Consider the following 19,504-nt stretch of genomic DNA (forward strand, 5'->3'; position numbering starts at 1 on the left):
GGGTTCCACTCAATCCTGCCGAGTAAACCGCCCCTTGTAGGAGCCGGCTTGCCGGCGATGGCGGTGCATCAGTCACAGAGGTGTTTGCTGACAGATCGCTATCGCCGGCAAGCCGGCTCCTACAGGGGGTGGGGTTGAGTTAGTTCACCGAGGCGTTTTCGCTTTGGCTGGTGCGACGTTTCGCCGTCGGTTCCAGCGCTTGCTTGCGCTGCTGCAACGCCTCCAGCAAGCCGAAGTCCTGCGGAAAGTCATCTACCTGGATGCCGTGGTCGGCGTATTCCACATAACGGCCGAGCAAGGTGTCCTCGTCATCGCTGATCAAGTCCAGCGCGCGCGCCTTGACACGCCAGGCGGTGAAGGCTGTGGCGGAGATCGGCATGGGTTCGATCACGCCTTGCTTGACCGCGGGCTTGAGCCGGGCATCGATCAGCTCGACCTGCGGCAGCAGGCGGAAACCCAGTTCGCCGTAGGCCAATTTGTCGATTTCCGGACGTGGGATATAGGAATTGGCCAGCAAGCGGTCGCGGGTTTCGCCCGGTGTCTGCACCACCTCGGCCACTTGGGCCAGCAGACGATCCGAGGGTTTGCGCAGTGGGATACCGAACGGGAACGTCAGGCCACGCAACACCGCTGCGGCAGGTTTCGACGGGTAGTTATCGAGCACTTCCGCCAGCGCTTCGTGGGCCCGCAGCAACGCGTCCTGGGCCGCCCAGTGCACCAGTGGCAGATCCGCCTGGGGCCGGCCATCGTCCTCAAAACGCTTGAGCACGCAGGACAGGATGTACAGCTGCGACAGAATATCGCCCAAACGCCCGGTGATACTTTCCTTGCGCTTGAGGGCACCGCCCAGCACGCCCATGGAAATGTCCGAAATCAGCGCAAGCACCACTGACAGTCGATTGGCCTGGCGGTAGTAGGACGCCAGCGCCGGGTCGGTCTTGGCCGGGGTAGAAATCAACCGGCCTCCTGTCAGGGAATGCACCGCAGCACGGACGGTATTGGCCAACACAAAGCTCACGTGGCCGAACATGGCGCTGTCGAAGGCTTCCAGCGCTTGACGTTTGTCCGGATTGCGCGCCGCTTCCATCTCACGGAATACATAGGGATGGCAGCGGATCAGGCCCTGACCAAAGATGATCAGGCAGCGCGTCATGATGTTCGCGCCTTCCACCGTAATGGCAATGGGGCTTTGCTGGTAGGCACGGGCCAGGAAGTTGTTGGGGCCCATGCAGATGCCCTTGCCGGCCACGATATCCATGCCGTCATTGACGATGATCCGCGCACGCTCGGTGACGTGGTACTTGGCAATCGCCGAGATCACCGACGGTTTCTCACCCGCGTCCAGAGACGCCACCGACACCTTGCGCACCGCATCGCAGGCATACAGATGTCCAGCCATGCGCGCCAAGGGCGCCTGCACACCTTCGAATTTGCCGATGGGCAGGCCGAACTGTTTGCGCATCGCGGCATAGGCGGTGGTGCCACGCACCGCCACCTTGCCCAGGCCGACGTTGGCCGACGGCAGGGAAATAGCCCGGCCGGCTGCCAGGCATTCCATCAACATGCGCCAGCCGTTGCCGACTTGTTCGCGGCCGCCAATCACCCATTCCAGTGGGATGAATACATCCTTGCCGGTGGTAGGACCGTTCTGGAAAACGGCATTGAGTGGCCAATGGCGGCGACCGCTGTTTACCCCCGGATGGGACGTCGGGATCAACGCACAGGTGATCCCCAGCGAGCCGGGCTGGCCAAGTAAGCCATCCGGGTCTTCGGCGCGAAACGCCAGGCCGAGCACCGTGGCAATCGGGCCCAGGGTGATGTAGCGCTTGTCCCAGGTCACCCGGAAACCCAGGACTTCCTGGCCTTCATGCTGGCCTTTGCAGACAATGCCCAGGTCAGGAATCGCCCCGGCATCGGACCCCGCATACGGGCTGGTCAGGGCAAAGCACGGGATGTCTTCACCCCGCGCCAAGCGCGGCAGGTAGTAATTGCGCTGGGCATCGGTGCCGTAATGCAACAGCAGCTCGGCCGGGCCTAGGGAGTTAGGCACCATCACCGAAATGGCGGCCGCCGAGCAACGCGTCGACAGCTTCATCACCACCTGCGAGTGCGCGTAGTGGGAGAAGCCTTTGCCGCCGTATTGCTTGGGAATGATCATGCCGAGGAACCCGGCATCCTTGGTGTACTGCCAGCCTTCGGGCGACATGTCCTGCCAGACCTGGGTGGTTTCCCAGTCGTTGGCGATATCGCACAGGGTTTCGACTTCGTTGTCGAGGAAGGCTTGCTCTTCAGCGCTCAGGCTGGCCGGTGCGGCTTGCAGCAGGCGCTGCCAGTTGGGCTTGCCGCTGAACAGCTCGGCATCCCACCACACGGTGCCGGACTCGATGGCGGCGCGCTCAGTGTCCGACATTGCCGGCATGATCGTACGAAACAAGCCCAAGGCCTTGCTGGTCAGCAAGGTACGGCGCAGGGGTTTGATCGTCATCAGCAACGCGGGAGCGACCACCAGTACCGCCGCGACTGTGGCGCCTAAACCGGCCACCACGTTGAACAGGTAACCCGCCGCCAGCCAGATCAGGCCTGCACCCAACCAATGAAGGGCAGCGGCTTGTCGATACGCCAGGGCAATCGCAGCTGCGAAACCCACCAATAACCAGATAATCATGGGGATACCTCAATTCGATTCAGGGCACGACCATTACGCTGGCCGCTCGATGTGAGCTGCGGCGTAAAGCCACACTACAAACTCGGAACGCTAAATTCAAATTTTGTTTTGAAATTTTTATTTAATGCTTGGGCGAAAAAAGAGTGGCTGAACACGTCAGCCGGGTCTGTCACTACGCTGGAAACTACCCATGAAATGAGGATGAATGCCTGGACGAAGGCACCAAGATGCGCTTGATGCCTCCCTGCCATCACTCTCCACAACGCATCAGAACGCGTAAGTGGCCGATACGCTGACCACATCACCCGACGACTCCGCCTTGCCATCGAGGCTTGCACCGCCCAGGCGATCAACGTTTTGAGTCTTGAGCTTGACCTCTTGCACGAACTGATGGGAATAGGCCAGGTCGACACTCAGCCCCTTGATTGCTTTCACGTCATAGCCAGCCCCCAACGACAGGAATGTACGGTCGCCATCCGGGATCCGCGGGTCGCGGGTCGAATTGCGTGTCGGCGTCTGATCAAGCGCGACACCCGCTCGCAGGGTCAGCTCGTCGGTCAAGCGATAGTCACCACCGAGGGAGTACATCCAGGTGTCCTTATAGTTATACGGGATAGACACAATCGTGTTGCCACCGGACTTGAGCGTCAGGTCTTTGAATGAGGACCACTGCGTCCAGGTCACGCTGGCTCCCAAGGTGAAACGATCGTTGAACTGGTGTACCCAGTCCAGACCCGCTGTGGCAGGAATATCCAGTTGGACACTGGCGTGCGCGCCGTCCGGCATGAGCTCCAACCCTGGATAAGCGGTGTTCACCAATGTACCGCTGCCGCCAAATGGGCTCGGCTGTGTCATCAGGTTGTAGGAAAACTGATCGGCGTACATGTTGTATTTGCCGGTCATCTTGTTCTTGATCTTAGCGTGGTAATTCAAGCCAAGCGTATCGCGCTCGGTAGGTTTCCAAACGACGCCGGTAAACCAGCCAGCCGAGATATTGTCAACTTTGACACGCATCAGCGCACTGCCGACATCCGACGGGAAATTGATCCCTCCCAGCACCGAATCGGACACTGCCGCGGCAGATAACAAGTCGACGTTCTGACTGACGAATCCCTTACTGTGCTGCACGATCACACCACCACCGATGGAGAATTGATCATTCACTTTGAAAGACAGGGACCCGGTCAAACCTACGGTTTCAATTTTGGTATCCACGGCAAAGTCGCGCAGTTTCGAGTCCTGGTCCCAAGTGGAACGCATACCCTGGGGCACCACCTGGCTCAAGCCGAATGCGAAGCGATCCCCCAGGGGCATGACCATGAAACCGGTCGGCAACCAGGCAGTAAACCCGCCTTGGCCGCCATCGTTGTTGTTGACCGTGGCCGCCGCAACATCGGGAAAACCATTGGCATCCAATGGCGTATTGGAAATGGGGTTGCCCGCATAATCAGAGGCATCGCCCTTGTACTTGATCTTGATGCGCGCGTAGTCGACGGTAAATTGCGCAACGTTGTGCTCCACAAACGCCATGGCCGCAGGGTTGTTGTATGCCGAGCTGGGGTCATTCTTGAACAGCGAACCACCGCCAAATGCCCGCCCCCAACCTGGCGCGCCGTAGGTCGGTGTCGAAAAACCACCGGCCTGCACCGGGGCGGTCGCCATTGCCCCGCCAATCAACGCCAGCCCCAACAAAACCTGCACATGTTGTTTCTTATTATTCATGCGGCACTCCTTATTGTTATCTCTCTGAGCCAGCCCTGCCGGTTCGTCTTTCGGCTTGCAATTCATGAACTGGCGCCCAGTCAAGGCGCCAGTTTTTCAACGGGTGATCAACCCTTCGTTCTTACGCGCGCCTCAAGGCACGATCGTCAACGCAGGGCTTGGGGTGACGCTCAGGCTCACCACGGTGCAACTGCCACTCAGGGTCTGGTTGGCAGCGGTCAGCACACCACCGCTGTAGCCCACGGTAATCGTCGAAGGGCCGCAATTGGAGGCTGGGTACAGAATCGAGCTGGCGATGGTATAGCCGACGTTTGTCACCGAACCGGCGGCAGGGCCGGTGGCAGTCAGGGTCCAAGGCAGACCGGTGATCTTGGGCAGCGCGCACAGGCCGCCACCGGTGACCGCGACGCCGGTGATCTTGGCAACGCCTGTCGCATCGACATTCCCGGTAAACGTGGCACCACAGTTAACGGTGGCCTGGAAGGACGAAGGCGACTTCACCGAGATGGTGCCTGGCGCAGTGAAGCTTGTGCTTACAGGACTGATGCTGTAGGCGTTCGCCATCGAAGCAGCACCCATGCAAACAGTCAAAGCAGTCAACGACACGAGGGTTTTCAAGCTTTTCATTGTTTTTCCTCACATGTTATGGCGAAGTCATTTCGCCAGGGGTAATGGCCATGAACGAGAGGTCACGGTGAAACTGCAGAACTTCCCTTTCCAGCCAAATTTCAATTCAATTACCGAAACACCATCTAACGCTTATTCAACAACTTTGAAGTTCGGCGGCATCTTGATCGACACCGTCTTGATCTTGCAGTCTTCGCCGATCGGGACATTGGCGGCTTCCAACTTGCCGGTGGCGTTATCCCAGGTACCGTCGGCGGTCGAGGGGCCGCACTTGCCGCCGAGGCCGAATGCATGCACATCGACGCTGATCTTCGACATGGAGCCGCTCTTGGTGTCTTTGGCTACTAAGATCCATGGCAAGTTGGTGGCTTCGACCCGGCTGCACTTGAGGCCACCGTCGAATTCAACTTTGTCGACGTTCACTGATGAACCATCGGCGGCGACCTTGCCGGCCACCTTGATGGTGCAGTCGGCACTGATCAGCGCGCCTTTGGAAAAGCTGATGGGCCCCTGGGCGGTAAACGCACTGCCGGCGGGTTCGATGCGCGCTGCCTGGGCCTGGTGATAGGCGATCAGGCCCAGCGCAGCCAATACGATATGTGTGGTGAATTTGGCAGGTGCTTGCATGGTGTACGTCCTTCCCTTTAATTATTTTTGTTCGGGTCAAACAACTTTCTGGCAACCGATCTGGAAAATCCCGGGCGATAGAGGCCTGCGCGGCACGCAGGCCCCGAGTACGCAAACAATGTGTTACATGAACTTAAAACGGTTTGGCGCTGTTGCTGTACTTCTCCAGGTACTTCAACCGTTGTGAAGGTTGAAGATTTGTAAGAGTGATATCCCCGGCATAATGATTCAGTACACGATGGTCCATGCGGCGGCGCCACAAGTACGGCACATACGCCCAGACAATCATGCTCGCGTAGCCATAGGGCAGTTGCGGCGATTCATCAAAGTGGCGCAACGACTGGTAACTACGGGTCGGATTGGCATGGTGATCAGAGTGCCGTTGAAGTTGGAACAGGAAGATATTGGTAACAATACGGTTGCTGTTCCATGAATGCCGTGGCGAGCAGCGCTCATAACGACCATTGGGCAACTTCTGGCGTTTAAGTCCGTAGTGTTCGACATAGTTCACTACTTCCAACAGCGAGAAACCGTAGATGCCTTGGATGATCAGGAACGGCACAACCGCCCATCCAAGCCAGGCGATCATCGCCCCCCACAACACCACGCTGTACATCCAGGCGCTCAGCACACCGTTTTGCCAGTGCCAGGCAGGTAGATCGAGCTTGCGCAGACGTTCGCGCTCCAGGTTCCAGGCCGAGCGGGCACTGAACCAGACCGAGCGTGGCAGGAACGCCCAGAAACTCTCCCCCAGCCGCGAACTGGCAGGATCTTCTGGCGTGGCAACACGTACGTGATGGCCACGGTTATGTTCGGTGTAGAAGTGCCCGTAGAAGGTCGGGGCCAGGGTGACCTTGGCCAAGAACACTTCCAGCGCATTGGGTTTATGCCCCAGCTCATGGGCCGTGTTGATCGCGATGCCAGTTGCGGCACCGGTCGACATGGCCATGCCCAGGTAAGTGAACCAACTCACTTCGCCATGCAGTTGAGTGCGTGCAGTGATGTAGCTGGCGGTATGGGACAACCAACTCGACGGTTCCAGGTTCGCGGTGGCCTGCAACAGCCCACCCTGGATGATCCAGTCGATACCGCCAGCGGCGAGCCAACCCGTAATCAGTACCGACGAGATGACAAACAGCACGCCGGTGTAGACGATCCAGCGGTAGTAACTTTGGGATTCAAGGTGGCTGACGGCTGATTCGGGCGGGTTGCTCACGTCTTCACCGAGCAGGCCGTCAATCAGGGGGATCAGGCCGAAGATCACCAATACACCGACCCACCAGAGTTGCTGGATACCGGTGGTAATAGCCAGTGCGCCAGACAACAAAGGGGTGGCCAGGGGCATGATGCCCAACCACCACAGGTGACGCTTGCCGTCGGTCCATACGCTTGGAGCTGCCAGTGGCTGATTCATGGCAGCCACCGATGCTGGGAAGCGGAAAACAGGTTCAGGGAGCGTTGACTGCTCCAGGAAATCAACCATGCGATAAAAGACGTTTTTTTCATTTTTATTCGCTCTTAGGCATTTCAAAAATCATTTCAAAATAAACATTGAAATATTTTTTTAAAGAAATAGCGCGGAATCGTTAGGTCGTCAACTACTTTTTCGAGGCCTTTTCTACGTGACTGGGCAGTCTCTTTTTCAGCCGCCTGGTCAGGTCTCTAGGGCAAGCATTTCGAACGGTACAACCCGCAGTGGACGACACGGTTATTTGCTTGCCAACGCAAACGGCGGATGCAGGATCGCAGCGGTTGGCGCTGGCCGCGCACGCTTGGCCAACTGTTGCACCGCCTCCACCACCCGCGCGGTGGCGGTGATCGGCAACATGTGCCCACGTCCCTCCACCACCTGCAGCTTCAGGCCTGGGACCTTGTCGGCCAGGGCCTGGCCGTGTTTGCGAAAGTCCAGGACCTTGTCCTGCGCGCCATAGATCAGGCTGATGGGCAACGTTAATTGCGGGTAGCGCTTGACCATGTCCGGCAGGGCGTCATTGACCAGGGAGATCTCGCTGGACGCGGCATAGAAGTTGTCGGGGCGCATGCCCAGCAGGCCACCTCCACGGGTGGCGAAATCGTCAGGGGCATTGTCTGGTGCGAACACCCCCTTGACCACCGCACGGCGCGTCAACAGGCCAATGGGCACCGTGAGGGTGTGAGACACCCAGCGCCGCAGCCAAGCCGGTCGCACCGCCAGTGACCAGAACACCACGGGCAACGTGGGTTGTGGATGGGTCAGTGGCGCCACCAATACCAACCCCGACACCGCATGGGGATGGTCGAGGGCCAGCGCCAGGGAAATCGCACCGCCCAGGGAATGCCCCAGCACCATGGGTTTATCCAGGCCGAGCGTATTGATAAAGGCCGCCACCTGACGCGCCTGGGCCGGCAGGTCCGCAGCGGTGCCTTTGTGGCGCGTGGAATATCCTGACCCAGGACGGTCAAGCGTGATGACACGGAAGTGTTCACGCAACTGCCCGGACAGTGCATACGTCAGGTTGCGACTGCTGCCCATCAACCCGTGAATCATCACCAGCGGTGGGCCCTTACCCTCTTCGTAGTAATGAAAGCGCTCGCCATCCACCTCCAGAAAGCGCCCGTTGCTCGGAACGGCGGCTTCAATGCGCCGTTTCATCCACGCGCTGAATCCCCATAAAACGGCGCTCGCGCCTATCAACACAGCCGCAGCGATAACCCATTCAACAGCCATAGCTCGGTCCTCTGCATCCCTGCTGCTGTCGACCCGACCGGAATTGATCAAGGCCTCAGCTATCGCCCATACCCTGGGCCTGAACATCGTGCTTGTCCGTCGGACAAATCACACATGAGGAGCCTGGGACTAGCGTAGGCGATATTTTCAGGTAGATTATTTAAAATCTTTTTTAAAATAAGTAATTCAATTTTTCTTTGCAATGGTGTTCTATCTAAAAGACACAACAAGAAAAGGAGCACACCCGATGCCCATGAAGGAATGCTTATGAATACCCAGAGCGACTCAATCGACATCGCGATCATTGGCTCCGGCTTTGCCGGGCTGTGCATGGCGATCAAGCTCAAGGAGGCCGGGTTCACCGACTTCTTTATCGCCGAACAGGCCGACACCCTCGGCGGCACCTGGCGTGACAACCACTACCCAGGCTGCGCCTGCGATGTGCAGTCCCATGTGTATTCGTTTTCCTTCGCGCCGAACCCGAACTGGACGCGGCAGTTCGCGCCACAAGCGGAGATCCGCGCTTATCTGGAGCAATGCGCCACGCGTTTCGAGCTGGCGCCCTACTTGCGTTTCGGCATGGGCCTTGAACGGGCAGTTTTCGATGAGCAACAACAGCGCTGGCAATTGCGCTTCAGCGATGGTCGCCAGGTCAGTGCACGGGTGCTGGTCTCGGGTATGGGCGGCCTGTCGCGGCCGGCGCTGCCGGATATTCCAGGGCTCGACAGCTTCAAGGGCAAGCGCTTTCACTCACAGCAGTGGGACCACGCGTACTCCTTGAAGGGTAAACGCGTGGCGGTGATCGGCACGGGCGCCAGCGCCATTCAATTCGTGCCGCAGATAGCGCCGCACGTGGCTCACCTGGACCTGTTCCAGCGCACGCCACCGTGGATCATGCCCAAGCCCGACCGGGCCATTTCGCCTTTGGAACGCTGGTTGTTCAAACACCTGCCTTTCACCCAACGCCTGGTGCGCAGCGCCTTTTATTGGGCGCTGGAGGGCCGCGTGGTCGGCTTTGCCCTGCACCCACGGCTGATGAAGATGGTGCAGAAAATCGCCCTGCGCCACCTGCGCAAACAAGTGGCGCGCCCTTCCCTGCGCAAGACCCTGACCCCGGACTACACCATCGGCTGCAAGCGCGTGCTGATCTCCAATGACTACTACCCTGCGCTGTCACGCAGCAATGTCGAGGTGGTCACCGACAATGTATTGCGCATCGAAGCCGACGGTGTGATCACCGCCGACGGTATCAAGCACCCGGCCGACTGCCTGATCTTCGGCACCGGCTTCCAGGCCACCGATCCCCTGCCCCGCGACTGCATCATCGGGCACGGCGGCGTGGACCTGATGGACACCTGGCAAGACGGTGCCCATGCCTACAAGGGCACTACGGTGCCCGGTTATCCCAACCTGTTCCTGATCGTCGGGCCCAACACTGGCCTGGGGCACAACTCGATGATCCTGATGATCGAAGCACAGGTGACCTACATCCTCGACGCGCTTGAGCAAATGCAGCGGCATCGCATCGCCAGCGTGGATGTCAAACCCAGCGTGGAAAGCGCCTACAACCAACAGCTGCAGGCCCAGCTCAAGCGCACCATCTGGAACACCGGAGGATGCCAAAGCTGGTACCTGGACCCACGCACGGGCAAGAACACCACGTTATGGCCGGGCTCGACCTGGCGCTTCAAACGCGTCACCCGCCAGTTTGCGCTCAAGGACTATGTGACCAGTCTGATGCCGGTCAATGCGCCCAACCGGCCTTTACCTACGCCCCATTCCACTGCCGAAGGGAGCTTGTCATGAAGTCATTCAACGGCCGTGTCGCGGCCATTACCGGCGCTGCATCCGGCATGGGTCGCGCCTTGGCAATGGCCCTGGCGCGGGAGGGTTGCCACCTGGCGTTGGCGGACAAAAACAGCCAGGGGCTGGAACAGACGTTGGCATTGATCAAGGCCTCAACCCTGGCACCGGTGTTGATCACTACGCAGGTGCTGGATGTGTCCGATCGCACGGCCATGGAGGACTGGGCTGCACGCTGCGCAGCCGATCACGGCCAGGTCAACCTGGTCTTCAACAATGCCGGGGTGGCCCTGTCGAGCACGGTGGAGGGCGTGGACTACGCCGACCTGGAATGGATCGTCGGCATCAACTTCTGGGGGGTGGTCCACGGCACCAAGGCGTTTCTGCCGTACCTCAAAGCCTCAGGCGACGGCCATATCGTCAACACCTCCAGCGTGTTCGGCCTGTTTGCCCAACCGGGCATGAGCGGCTACAACGCCACCAAGTTTGCCGTGCGCGGCTTTACCGAATCCCTGCGCCAGGAACTGGATATGCAGGGTTGCGGCGTGTCAGCCACCTGCGTGCACCCCGGCGGCATTCGCACCGATATCTGTCGCAGCAGCCGTATCGACGCCAACATGACAGGGTTCCTGATCCACAGCGAACAACAGGCCCGCGCCGACTTCGAAAAGCTGTTCATCACCGACGCCGACCAGGCTGCCAAAGTGATCCTGCACGGCGTACGCAAGAACAAGCGCCGCGTGCTAATCGGCCGCGACGCGTATTTCCTCGACCTGCTCGCCCGCTGCCTGCCGGCGGCCTATCAAGCGCTGGTGGTGTTCGCCAGCAAACGCATGGCGCCCAAGCCACGCACGCCGGTGTTTGAAACCAACGACGAGCCCCGTCTCTGAACAGGAGCACGCATTATGTTGCCGATCCGCCGTGACATCCGTTTCGCCCTGCCCGCCGAGCACATCAAGGACTGGCATGAACAGGGTCCGTTCATCACGCACTTCTTCAATGCGCTGTCGCTCCTATTTCCCCAGGGCGAACTGTTTTTCATGGACAGCGTGCGTCACTACCGCCAGCGTATTGATGACCCTGAGCTAAAAAAAGAGGTCCAGGGGTTTATCGGCCAGGAAGCCATGCACAGCCGCGAACACGTGGCCTACAACGACTTGCTGCAAGCGGCCGGGTTGCCGGCGCATACCTTGGACCGCCGATTGAAGTTCATCCTCGATTGGCAGAAAAAACACATGCCGGCGTCTTTCAACCTGGCCGTGACCATTGCCTTGGAACACTACACCGCGATGCTGGCCGAAATCCTGCTGAGCGATCCGTCTCGCTTCGGTGACTCACTCAAGGGCTACCAACAGATGTGGTACTGGCATGCCCTGGAGGAAACCGAACACAAAGCAGTGGCCTTCGATGTCTGGAACACCGTAATCAAGCCCGGCCCCATGCGCTATTTGCTGCGTACCGGGACCATGCTCACCACCACGGTGTTGTTCTGGCTGGTGGTGTTCGATTTTCACCTGCGCCTGCTGATCGCTGACCGCAAGTCTGGCGGGCATCTGAAAGGCTTCTGGCGCATGCTGAAATTTCTGTATGGCCCCAGGGGCGTGTTCCCACGGATGCTGGTGCCGTGGCTGCATTACTTTAAACCCGGCTTTCACCCCTGGGATCACGACAACCGTGCGCGCCTGGCCGGGATTGACGCCCTGGTCGAGGAGATCGAGCAGACCCAACGCGTGTATTAGGCTCGCGCCAAGGCAGCGCGCTCACGCACAAAACCTTCCAACTGATCGCCCGGCAGTGCCTTGCTGAAATACCAGCCCTGAATGATCAACTCGGCGCCGGTGTTCAGGAAGGCCAACTGCTCGGCGGTCTCCACGCCTTCCACCACCACGCCCAGGTTCAGCGCCTCACAGAAGCGCAACATGCCGGTCATGACCTGAGCGCCCTTGGGATCGTGCTGGGCCACCACGAAACTACGATCGATCTTGATGAAATCCACCGGAAACTGATGCAGGTAACTCAAGGCCGAAAACCCGGTACCGAAGTCATCGATATAGACCTTGGCGCCGATGGCTTGCAGCTTCTGGATAGTCTGGCGCGTGGCTTGGATATCGCTGACCAGCGCGTCTTCGGTGATTTCCACCGAGACTTGCCCGTGGGCCTGGGCCAGGATTTCTACGAGGCGCTCACCGTAGGCGGCGTCGGTCAAGGTCGCGCTGGAAATATTGATGGTCATCGGCAAGGCAAAGCCGAGCTTCTGCCACTTCTGGTATTGGCGCACCGCCTGGGACGCGACCCACACATCCACGTCCGGCATCAACCGCGCCTGGGCCAGCCACTGCAGGAACTCCCAGGGCGAATGCACCTTGCCTTGGGCATCGCGGGCACGCATCAGCGCCTCACAACCGGTGCACAGGCCGGTACGGGTCGAGACCTGTGGCTGGAATTCGAGGTAGAACTCGTAGTCGCTGATTTGCTGGATGCGGCTCAGTTCATTGGCCTGGCGCGCCAGGGCCTTGTGAGACGCAAGCACGGGGTCCAGCTCACGCAGCCGGCCCTTTTCTTCAAGACCTCGAAAGGTCATGTCCAGGGACTTGAGGTACACCGTGCCACCTTCAGTGGTCTGGCGATGGATCGCGTGCACATACGGCGCATACACCAACGTGCCGAGGCCCAGCAGCGTCAGCTGCAACGCCACTGCCGCGAGGTCGCCGTGCGTGCTCAGGTAGGCATTGAGCAGCACAGGCGCCGTAAACGGAACGCTGACCACCGCCGGCGAGACCCAACCCATCTGCACCACCGTCAACGCCACCATGGCGTTCAACGCAGGCACAATCAGAAAGGGAATGAACAAGCGCGGATTGAGGATGATCGGCAAACCGAACAACAGCACCTCACTGACGTTGAACAGCGACAGTGGCAGACTTGCCACCGCCAACAAGCGCATGGACTGGCTCTTGGAGAACAGCAAGATCGCCAGCAACAGGCATAGCGCTCCGCCCGAACCGCCGATAAACGCAAAGCTGCCCAGCAGGCCGCTGTTCAACAGGTATTTGAGCGGCTCGCCCGCCGCCGCCGCGGCATTGTTCAGCACCACCGCCTGGTCCAGCACATCGAACAGCGGCTGCATGGCATAGACACCGTGGATGCCGAAGAACCACAGCAGCGAATTCATCAGGGTCACAAACAGGCCGCTACCGTAAGGCGATTGCAAGGCATCAAGTACTTGTGGTCCCTGCAACTGCGCCACATAAGGCACCTGCAACAACACGGACAGCACCATCACCAACGCCAGCGCGGTGATCGCGCCAGGCACCACCATATTGATCGTGCCCCGCAGGTTGTGCCCTACCAAGTCCTCATTGACCAACCGAGTCCAGCGATAACGGTGCAGCCAGGCGATTGCCGGCACATTCAACAGCGGCGAGGCAATCGCGATAAACAGGACGAAGGTGGCTGAAGCCCGGGGGTATTCACGCAGGATAAACGTCGCCACCACCACATGGGCCAGGCACAAGAACGCTACCGGCAGTTGTGGCAGACGATGCTGGATTGCCAGCATGTAACCGATGGACGCAGCGACCAGCAGCGGGATCACGGAGCTGATCTGGTTATGCAAGCCAGCGAGGAACGCCACCACTTGCGCATCGAAACCCAGCACCCGCGCGCATTCAGACAGGATCAGGAAGCTTGCCGACACCAACAGGCATGGCAGGATCCACAACAAACCTTCGCGAATCGCTCGAAGAGACTCAGTGCTGGCCAAGGCAGCCAGACGTTGGGTGAAGAAAAGCTTGAACAGCGTTTGCGCCATGACCCATCCCTCTGCCCATCGCCCTCTGTCCCTGGAAGGCAGGGCCGGAAATACGGGGTTAACGCTACACGTCCTGGCACGATGAGCGAAAGCCTTTTGCCATTCATGCAGGTGTTTTTTCCGTAATGGATGACAGGCAATTCTTTAGATTCTCTAAATAATTGAATTTTCTTACGTGGACCACTGACCAAATCTGCTGCGGCGCGGATAGCCTACCTGTTATTGTTTTTACTCAACCTCATACTTGCAATGACCCACCGCCGGCTAGGCAAACGCGCCAGCCATATCCAAAGCCCGGCCATCGAATGGAGTAAGTCCTTGTCACCACCCGGCGATAACCACCAGTTGGCATTGAACAGGTTCGTCAACGAACACCCCGATGTCGCTGCAGAACTCGACACCCTGAACCCGCTCGCCGCACAAGCCAAGGGCGAAACCCTGGCGCAGTACCGCGCCGAACGGCTGCACGAGGCCTTCGAAGCAGAGGCCGAACGCCAGGGCCTGTTTGCCTGGGAGTTGACCCTGAAACTGACCGCCGAGTCGCCCGAAGCCTTTGAAACCCAACGCCTTGAAGTACACAAGGAAGTGGCACAGATGGCGGGGTTGAGCTGGGACGAGTACTGTCGGATGCATGATTTGGCCGGTTGACGCACTAGCCCATGAACCATAAGCACCGACGGGCTGCCAACCCCTCGCACAGCTCGGCAACATCGACGGTTCGCTGCTCAGGGTCCATGGCCAGTGCTGAACATAACAAGGGCCAGTACTGCCTGGGCAGTTGCCTGGGCCGCGGCAATCGTTGATTACGTTGACGCTCTACGGGCCGCCGTCCCTCTGCCATTTCGTAGAGCACTCGGGCCGCCCCATACAAGTCGGCGCTCGCCGACGGCAACCCGCCTGCCATCAGCTCCGGCGCTGCATAGGCGGGAGTCCAGGCATTCAGCCGGTTGCGGCTCAAACCTGGTAATCCAGCCTCCGCCTGGGCTTGCGCGTGACCCAAGCCAAAATCGAACAGACGTACCCCCTGCTCCCCGACCATGATATTCGCCGGTTTCACATCGCCATGCAGGACACCTTGCCGATGGGTGTAGGCCAGTGCATCCAGCAGTTGCAGGGCCATGGGTTGTAACTCCTGCCACGGCAATCCCTGAGGACATTCCGGAAGCACTCGGTCGAGCGTCAGGCCGGGCATCAGTTCCATGGTGAAGAACGCCACTTGGTGCGCCGTGTCTACCTCGAAAGAAAATGCACGTACCACATGGTCATGTCGCAGGCTTCGGGTCAGGGCGAATTCGCTGTAGAGCAGCACATGCGCGTCAGTGGACGCGGATAGGGTCTCGCTTAACAATTTCAGCGCCACGCGACAGTCTGGCTCGCCGAACGCTTCATGCAGCAAGTCCCGCGCGCGATAAACCACACCCATTCCCCCGGCACCGAGGATTCGCTCAAGCTGATAGCGCCCGGCCAGCACTTTCGGCGGGCCTGCCGCCGCGCTCATGGCCGGACCACCACGGCGGTCAGATCATCCCGTGCCGGCCCCAGCAGCACACTGCTGAACAACCGATCCACCACGTGCCGTGGCGTGCTCGCGCTCATGGCATTCCCCAATTCCCGGTGACTGAGCCCCTGGTACAGACCGTCGCTGCACAACAAAAACACGTCACCGGGCTGGGAACGCAGTTCCAGTATCTCAAGGCTCAATGGCTGCCTGGCACCCACCGCGCGGGTCAAGGCTCTTGCGCCAGGATGAGCCTGGGCGAGTTCCGGGCTCAACTGTTGCGTGTCTATCAGTTGCTGCTGCAAGGAGTGGTCCCGCGACAGTTGATACAGCCGCTGCCCTCGCCACAGGTAGCATCGGCTATCCCCGGCCCAGATACAGGCGGCGCGATCATGTGCCAATAACAGCACCACCACGGTACTGCCCATGATGCCCGCCACGCCATCGGCGGGTTGTAACTGGCTGTCGAGACCCCGTAGGCACCGTCGAACGGCCTCGATCCGTTGGTCGAAATCGCCTTGGCCTGGCAGTGCAGCAAGGCTGCGAACCACCCGTTGGCTGGCTACATTTCCGGCATGATGCCCGCCCATACCATCCGCCACCGCCCAACAACCCCGTTGCGGGCAATCGAGGAAGGCATCCTCGTTGCGTGCACGGCTCTTGCCTTGCGCCGTGCGCCCGGCACTCAGCCATGACTGCGCACCGCTCACAATTGCTCCGGCAGGCGGAAGGTGCGCCACGTCGCCATATGGAATGGGCTTGGGTCGCGTTGACTGGTGAGCAGGTAATTGGCCCGCAGGCCAGCTAGGTCAGCCTTGAGAACCTGCGCATCCCTGCCGCTCGCGGGCTCGCTTTGCATCAGGTCGAAAAACCGGAACATCGACCAGGCGCCACGGTCTTTCTCAATGCCCAATGGCCGCTCGGCACCGCGCTCCAGCACCAGGCTGCTGCGACCATTCTCCGCTTCACTCGGCCAATGGAACGCCATCGACACGATCGGGCCGTGGCGGTATTCCAACTGCTGATCACCCACCCGCAGCGTCGCCCGGCTGACGGCCTGGTCCAGGCTGTAGGGCGCCAGCGTGAACCGTACGGCCCAATCTCCCTGTTCCTCGGTAAAAAAACCTTGGCGAATGATCTGGGCCTTGGTCAGCTGTTCCAGTAACAGGCGCGACATCGGCAGGCTGCGCCCTTCTATCCCCCGCAGGCGATAGCGGTTGCCCTCGACGGTGACGAACGGCCGCAGGTAGCTCTCAAAAAAGCGCGCCATAGCACCCCGAGGCTTGAAAAACGCCTGGAAGTCGCCTAGGGCAACGTCACTGCCCGCATGCGCATCGAATGGGTAACGACGCTGAATGGCTTTCGCATAGAAGCCATAGACTTCGTTTTGATAGTGCTGATTTACAAACCCGTAGGCGCCATCGAGCAGTTGGCGCCAGCTTTGGTCGGCAATGCCTTCGAACCACCCTTTGAGCGGCTGCGGAAAGCGAGCCGCCGTGTCACGCAAGTTGCCCAGCAGCGGCTGCTGTCCATCCATCCGTTGCCTGGCCATTTTGAACGCTGCCTGCTCCGGTGAGCTGTCCCGGCTCACTGTCGACAATTGCAATTGCAGCTCATCCAGCAAGCGCAATACCTGCGTCAACTCGCCCCTTGGGTTCTGCTGTTCGTCGAGCAATTGATGCAAGGGCTCGAAACGGCGTTGCAAGGCACGCCGGGCATTATCAGGTAACACTGCTCGGGTCAGGTCCCTGGAAGTCACCGTGCCCAGCTCGCCGACTTGCTGGACTTCCGTTTCAAGTCGATCGGAAGCCGACACTAAGCGAGTGTTTTCGCGCACCTGCTGCAACAACTGCACCAAAGCCGATTGAGCCGATGTAAGGCTTGCAAGCTGTTCAGCGTCTTGTTGCAGGCTGCCACTTTCCCGCAGCTTGATCCGACCGAGAGCGTCGCTCCAGGCGTCGGCGTACTCACTGAAATAGCGCTGTTCCAGCGCCAGCATCAGCCTGCGTAGATCCATTACACTCAGGTCAGTACCCTCTCCAAGTACCCAATTGTCCTGAGCAATGGCATTGACCATCTGAGTACCCTGCTGTTCGAACAGCAGTAGGTATTTCTTGGTATAAAACCCCGGTATAGGCGGCTCGCCTCTGGTAAACGCCGGACCTTCGGCCAGGCGATAAGGCTCCAGGTTTCGCGCTTGCTCCCGCAGCGCCCTGTAGACCACCTCCATCAGTGACTCACCGCGTAATACCAAGCGAGCCTGGGCGACCAACTCTTCATTCAATGGCGCCTGAAACGGTTGTTCGAGGAGGCGTAAAAAGTGTTCATTCAAGCGCTTATTCGCCGAAGAGTCTCCCGACCACTGGCCAGACACATACTCTGCCAGCCAGCCCTTATCAAGCCGCCCACGCAGATTGAGCATCAGGTAGGCACGCAGGCTATCCAGCAAGTGTTCGCGGTCACCCAGGCTGCCTCGCACTCGCCCTTCGAGCAGGGTGGTCACGTATGGCAAAAACTGCTGCTGCAGGGCGTGTTCATAAGCTGCAGCCAGTGGCGGGCTACTCAGCGCCCCCTGATACAAGCCGGCCCGATCAATCCACCGTGCTTCGGCCTGCGGTGAAAACACTTGGGTTGCCGCCAGTCGACCGTCCAGCAGCGCCAGCAAAGCATGGCTCTCGTCCGCCCCTCGCGGCGGGGCGGGCTGGGTGCTGATCAGTCCCCGTAATTGCACTAGGCGCTGATGGTTGAACGCGTAACTGTGCGCCCACACTACCCCCACAGCCCCGATAACCACAGTCGCTGCCAGCGCCATCAATCCGTGGCGTCGGCGTATGCGCTGCCGTTCCGGATCAAGCAGCCCGGCCAGGTCGGCCTCGGCAAAAATCACGCGCTTAAACAGCCCCTGTACAAAATGGGGACGTACATCGACGGTCTTCGCACACGTCAGATAGAAACCTCGCAGAGCATTGATAGGCTGATAGCGATTGACAGAAAACGCCGCCTCGATAAACAGGCATAGACAGTCACCAATGCGTGCGACCTGCCGGGGAAAATCAAGCATGCGCCTTCGACGCTCGACATTTCGCTCGTGATGCAAGCGCGGAATCAACTCCCCACCCAGGCGTTGCAGCAAGCTCTCGAACACTGCTCTCACTTGGACGAGGTCGGTACCCAGATACCCTCCCAGGACCTGGTCTGCATCATCGCCCTGCTGAGCATCAAAAAACTCGGAAAACCCGGCCAACCGGTCAGACTGGGTCAACACCAAATACACTGGTACATCCACGTGCAGTGTTTGCTGGATATCCTGCAAGCGGGTACGCACATGGCGGGCATGACGTTCCAGGTCGTGCTCATTGCTGCTTGAAAGTGTGTCGACTGACAACGTGACGACTACGCCATTGAGTGGCCGCGACCTACGCCGCCGCTTGAGCATGTCGAGTAGGGTCGACCATCCCGCTTCATCCACTGAAGGGTCCGGCTGGCCCAGATAACGGCCCGCGGCCTCGACCAGTACGGCTTCTTCGGCAAAATACCACTCACACCAAGACGCGGCCCCCTGTGGCGCCGTTTCAGGGGAGTCCAGTGCAGACGGCAAGCCGCTGGCCGCCAGCAGGCTGGTCTTGCCGCTGCCTTGCTCGCCAATCAATAGATACCAGGGCAACTCGTCTCGCCAACGCTCGCTGCGCTCACCGTAGCGTCGTGAGGTTTTCAACGCCTGCAGCGCCTCCTTGAAGCGCTCCCGCACCTGTCGTATTTCATCGTTGATCAGTGCCTGCCGCTGATGACGCTCATGCTCTGCTGGCTGATTCAACCACACGGTACGACGCGCGCCCACCACGACCATCGCCAGCCCCCACAGCAATAGAAACCCGCTGATGGTCAGCAAACGGGACGTCGGACTTTGCCAGAAACGGTAGTCATCCACCGCCAGCAAGGGCCCGAAAAACCACACCAGCAGCGCACTGGACAGCACTAGGAGCAAGCTGTATACCCAACTTTTGCGCAGCACCGTACCCACTCCTTTGAAGAATGCGTTCATCC

The 19,504-nt window shown here is 59.5% G+C and carries 14 protein-coding genes; 4 read left to right on the forward strand and 10 right to left on the reverse strand.

Annotated elements, in window-relative coordinates:
• Window positions 1-139: 139 nt before the first annotated feature.
• From U367_RS0108115 to U367_RS0108140, 6 genes are all read right to left on the reverse strand, one after another.
• Window positions 140-2,665 (reverse strand): acyl-CoA dehydrogenase, encoded by a 2,526-nt coding sequence (locus U367_RS0108115; protein ID WP_028616489.1) that lies wholly within the window; start codon window positions 2,663-2,665, stop codon window positions 140-142.
• A 267-nt stretch (window positions 2,666-2,932) separates the two neighbouring features.
• Window positions 2,933-4,387 (reverse strand): outer membrane protein transport protein, encoded by a 1,455-nt coding sequence (locus U367_RS0108120; protein WP_028616490.1) that lies wholly within the window; start codon window positions 4,385-4,387, stop codon window positions 2,933-2,935.
• 132 nt (window positions 4,388-4,519) lie between these two features.
• Complete coding sequence (gene praB, locus U367_RS0108125) at window positions 4,520-5,014, reverse strand: alkane oxidation protein activator PraB (protein WP_028616491.1); 495 nt, start codon at window positions 5,012-5,014, stop codon at window positions 4,520-4,522.
• A 132-nt stretch (window positions 5,015-5,146) separates the two neighbouring features.
• Window positions 5,147-5,641, reverse strand: coding sequence for an alkane oxidation protein activator PraA (gene praA, locus U367_RS0108130; RefSeq protein ID WP_028616492.1), 495 nt, complete (start codon window positions 5,639-5,641; stop codon window positions 5,147-5,149).
• Window positions 5,642-5,774: 133 nt separating this feature from the next.
• Window positions 5,775-7,055, reverse strand: coding sequence for an alkane 1-monooxygenase (locus U367_RS0108135; RefSeq protein ID WP_028616493.1), 1,281 nt, complete (start codon window positions 7,053-7,055; stop codon window positions 5,775-5,777).
• Between the two features lie 294 nt (window positions 7,056-7,349).
• Window positions 7,350-8,348 (reverse strand): alpha/beta fold hydrolase, encoded by a 999-nt coding sequence (locus tag U367_RS0108140; RefSeq protein ID WP_050587848.1) that lies wholly within the window; start codon window positions 8,346-8,348, stop codon window positions 7,350-7,352.
• A 267-nt stretch (window positions 8,349-8,615) separates the two neighbouring features.
• On the opposite strand from U367_RS0108140, the gene U367_RS0108145 reads away from it, so the two are divergent.
• Genes U367_RS0108145 through U367_RS0108155 form a run of 3 tightly spaced genes read left to right on the forward strand, consistent with a single transcriptional unit; the run spans window position 8,616 to window position 11,890 of the window.
• Window positions 8,616-10,154 (forward strand): flavin-containing monooxygenase, encoded by a 1,539-nt coding sequence (locus U367_RS0108145; protein ID WP_028616495.1) that lies wholly within the window; start codon window positions 8,616-8,618, stop codon window positions 10,152-10,154.
• Window positions 10,151-11,041: an SDR family NAD(P)-dependent oxidoreductase gene (locus U367_RS0108150; RefSeq protein WP_028616496.1), complete on the forward strand. Its 891-nt coding sequence runs from the start codon at window positions 10,151-10,153 to the stop codon at window positions 11,039-11,041. The genes U367_RS0108145 and U367_RS0108150 overlap by 4 nt, the downstream gene beginning before the upstream one ends.
• A 15-nt stretch (window positions 11,042-11,056) precedes the next feature.
• Window positions 11,057-11,890, forward strand: a complete 834-nt coding sequence (locus U367_RS0108155; RefSeq protein ID WP_028616497.1) for a metal-dependent hydrolase — start codon at window positions 11,057-11,059, stop codon at window positions 11,888-11,890.
• Here U367_RS0108155 and U367_RS0108160 read toward each other — a convergent pair.
• Entirely contained in the window at window positions 11,887-13,962 is a 2,076-nt protein-coding gene (locus tag U367_RS0108160; RefSeq protein WP_028616498.1) for an EAL domain-containing protein, read from the reverse strand. The genes U367_RS0108155 and U367_RS0108160 overlap by 4 nt on opposite strands.
• A gap of 318 nt (window positions 13,963-14,280) precedes the next feature.
• On the opposite strand from U367_RS0108160, the gene U367_RS0108165 reads away from it, so the two are divergent.
• Window positions 14,281-14,610: a DUF6388 family protein gene (locus U367_RS0108165; protein WP_028616499.1), complete on the forward strand. Its 330-nt coding sequence runs from the start codon at window positions 14,281-14,283 to the stop codon at window positions 14,608-14,610.
• A 4-nt stretch (window positions 14,611-14,614) separates the two neighbouring features.
• Here U367_RS0108165 and U367_RS0108170 read toward each other — a convergent pair whose 3' ends face one another.
• The 3 genes from U367_RS0108170 to tssM are packed head-to-tail and all read right to left on the reverse strand — an operon-like array spanning window position 14,615 to window position 19,502.
• On the reverse strand, window positions 14,615-15,460 hold the full coding sequence (locus tag U367_RS0108170) for a serine/threonine-protein kinase (protein ID WP_028616500.1): 846 nt from the start codon (window positions 15,458-15,460) through the stop codon (window positions 14,615-14,617).
• A complete protein-coding gene (locus U367_RS0108175) occupies window positions 15,457-16,170 on the reverse strand; it encodes a PP2C family protein-serine/threonine phosphatase (RefSeq protein WP_028616501.1) in 714 nt (237 codons plus the stop codon). The genes U367_RS0108170 and U367_RS0108175 overlap by 4 nt, the downstream gene beginning before the upstream one ends.
• On the reverse strand, window positions 16,167-19,502 hold the full coding sequence (gene tssM, locus U367_RS0108180; RefSeq protein WP_028616502.1) for a type VI secretion system membrane subunit TssM: 3,336 nt from the start codon (window positions 19,500-19,502) through the stop codon (window positions 16,167-16,169). Before tssM ends, U367_RS0108175 begins: the two co-directional genes overlap by 4 nt.
• Between the last annotated feature and the right edge of the window lie 2 nt (window positions 19,503-19,504).

It is taken from the genome of Pseudomonas canadensis, assembly GCF_000503215.1.
In the GTDB taxonomy this organism is placed as follows: domain Bacteria; phylum Pseudomonadota; class Gammaproteobacteria; order Pseudomonadales; family Pseudomonadaceae; genus Aquipseudomonas; species Aquipseudomonas canadensis.